The sequence below is a fragment of the Streptomyces sp. UH6 genome, from assembly GCF_013421635.1.
GTDB classification, from domain to species: Bacteria; Actinomycetota; Actinomycetes; order Streptomycetales; family Streptomycetaceae; genus Streptomyces; species Streptomyces abyssomicinicus.
In genome coordinates, this window is the sequence record NZ_JACADT010000835.1 from 1 (window position 1) to 2526 (window position 2526).

3 protein-coding genes are annotated in these 2526 nt (G+C 73.6%); 1 reads left to right on the plus strand and 2 read right to left on the minus strand.

Going from position 1 to position 2526, the window contains the following annotated elements:
- Positions 1-1487 (minus strand): anthranilate synthase component I (locus HW445_RS26455; protein ID WP_180223402.1); only part of this gene is annotated, 1487 nt, incomplete at its 3' end.
- Positions 1488-1498: 11 nt separating this feature from the next.
- On the minus strand, positions 1499-1924 hold the full coding sequence (gene hisI, locus HW445_RS26460; protein ID WP_180223403.1) for a phosphoribosyl-AMP cyclohydrolase: 426 nt from the start codon (positions 1922-1924) through the stop codon (positions 1499-1501).
- 120 nt (positions 1925-2044) lie between these two features.
- On the opposite strand from hisI, the gene HW445_RS26465 reads away from it, so the two are divergent.
- Positions 2045-2526, plus strand: a 482-nt coding sequence (locus tag HW445_RS26465) for a TIGR03085 family metal-binding protein (protein ID WP_180223404.1), incomplete at its 3' end; no start/stop codon positions are given.

A 2526-nucleotide genomic window follows, 5' to 3' on the forward strand; every position in this document is an offset into this window, starting at 1 on the left:
GGCCGTTCGGCGGCCGTCAGCCGATTGGCGCTGTGGACGGCCCGCAGGACGGCGGCGGCCTTGTTGCGGCACTCGGTGTCCTCGGCCACCGGGTCGGAGTCGGCGACCACGCCGGCCCCGGCCTGCACGTAGGCGGTTCCGCCGCGCAGCAGCGCGGTGCGGATGGCGATGGCCGTGTCGGAGTCCCCGGCGAAGTCCAGGTAGCCCACGCAGCCGCCGTACAGGCCGCGCCGGGAGGGCTCGAGCTCGTCGATGATCCGCAGCGCGCTCGGCTTGGGCGCGCCGGACAGCGTGCCGGCCGGGAAGCAGGCGGTGAGCACGTCGAAGGCGGTGCGGCCGGCGGCGACGCGGCCGGTGACCGTGGAGACGATGTGCATCACGTGCGAGTACCGCTCGATCGACATGAAGTCGACGACCTCCACCGAGCCCGGCTCGCAGACCCGGCCCAGGTCGTTGCGCCCGAGGTCGACGAGCATCAGGTGCTCGGCCCGCTCCTTGGGGTCGGCCATCAGCTCCTCGGCGAGCGCCTGGTCCTCCTGCGGTGTGGCGCCGCGGTGCCGGGTCCCGGCGATGGGGTGGAGGACGGCCCGGCCGTCCTCCACCTTGACCAGCGCCTCGGGACTGGAGCCCACCACGTCGAAGCCGTCGAACCGGAAGAGGTACATGTACGGCGACGGGTTGGTGGCGCGCAGCACCCGGTAGACGTCCAGCGCGCTCGCCGTGCAGGGCGTCTCGAACCGCTGCGAGGGAACCACCTGGAAGGCGTCGCCGGCCCGGATGCGCTCCTTGATGTCCTCGACGGCCTTCTGGTAGTCGGCGCCGCCCCACAGCGCGGTGTACTCGGGCAGCTCGGCGTCGGGCAGGGCGACCGGCGGCTGGGCGAGCGGGCGGGCGAGGTCGGCCTCCATGGCGTCGAGCCGGGTGACCGCGTCGGCGTACGCCTCGTCGACGCCGGTGTCGAGGTCGTTGTGGTTGATCGCGTTGGCGATCAGCAGGACCGTGCCGTCCCAGTGGTCGAGGACGGCGAGGTCGCTGGTGAGCAGCATGGTCAGCTCGGGCAGCTTGAGGTCGTCGCGCTCGCCGGGGCCGATCTTCTCCAGGCGGCGCACGATGTCGTAGCCGAGGTAGCCGACCATGCCGCCGGTGAACGGCGGCAGCCCTTCCTGGCGGGGGGTGTGCAGGGTCTCCACGGTGGCCCGCAGCGCGGCCAGCGGGTCGCCCTCCTCGGGGACGCCGACGGGCGGGGCGCCGGTCCAGTGCGCCTGGCCGCCGCGTTCGGTCAGGGTGGCGTCGCTGCGGACGCCGACGAAGGAGTAGCGGGACCAGGAGCGGCCGTTCTCGGCGGACTCCAGCAGGAAGGTGCCGGGGCGTTCGGCGGCGAGCTTGCGGTACAGCGCGAGGGGGGTGTCGCCGTCGGCGAGGAGCTTGCGGGTGACCGGGATGACACGCCGGTCTGCGGCGAGGGTGCGGAACGTCTCGAGGTCCATGGCCGTGGACCCTACTGATCCGTGGAGGTCCCCGCCCGCGCGTCTTCCTCCTTGAGCGGCGCGTCGGTCTCCTCGAGCAGCACGTCGGCGTCGAAGCAGGTGCGGTCGCCGGTGTGGCAGGCGGCGCCGGTCTGGTCGACGCGGACCAGCAGGGTGTCGCCGTCGCAGTCGAGGGCGACGGACCTGACGTGCTGGACGTGGCCGGAGGTGTCGCCCTTGACCCAGTACTCCTGGCGGCTGCGCGACCAGTAGGTGCAGCGGCCGGTGGTGAGGGTGCGGTGCAGGGCCTCGTCGTCCATCCAGCCGAGCATCAGCACCTCGCCCGTGTCGTACTGCTGGGCGATGGCGGGGACCAGGCCGTCGGCGGTGCGCTTGAGGCGGGCGGCGACGGCGGGGTCGAGACCGGTGGACGGTGCGGGGGTGGCGCTGCTGCTCATGCCGTCCATTCTGCCGCGTCCGCCGGGCGGGCCCGGGCGGGTGTCCACGGGGCGGACCCGTGACGTCTTCGGGTGTGCGGCGTCCTGCGCGGTGGGGCCGGTCGGTCGTAGGGTGGGGGCATGTCGACGTTTGCCAAGCGTGAACGGCTGCTTCTGGCCGACCTGTTGGAGACGGCGGGCCCGGAGGCGGCCACGCTGTGCGGGGAATGGACGGCCCGCGACCTGGCGGCGCACGTGGTCGTGCGCGAGCGCCGGGCGGACGCGGCGGGCGGCATCCTGATCAAGGCGCTGGCCGAGCGGCTGGAGCGGGTGCGGGCGGAGTTCGCCGCGAAGCCGTACGAGGAGCTGATCCAGCTGATCCGTACCGGGCCGCCGCGGATGTCGCCGTTCTCGCTCAAGCAGGTGGACGAGGCGTCGAACACGGTGGAGTTCTACGTCCACACCGAGGACGTGCGGCGGGCGGCGCCCGACTGGACGCCGCGGGAGCTGGATCCCGTCTTCCAGGACGCGCTCTGGAGCCGGCTGGAGCGGATGGCCCGGCTGCTGGGGCGGCGGTCGCCGGCGGGTCTGGTGCTGCGGCGGCCGGACGGGCGGACGGCCGT

Coding starts and splice junctions, on each gene's coding strand:
- hisI (WP_180223403.1), bottom strand. CDS start 1,924: ATGAGCAGCAGCGCCACCCCCGCACCGTCCACCGGTCTCGACCCCGCC.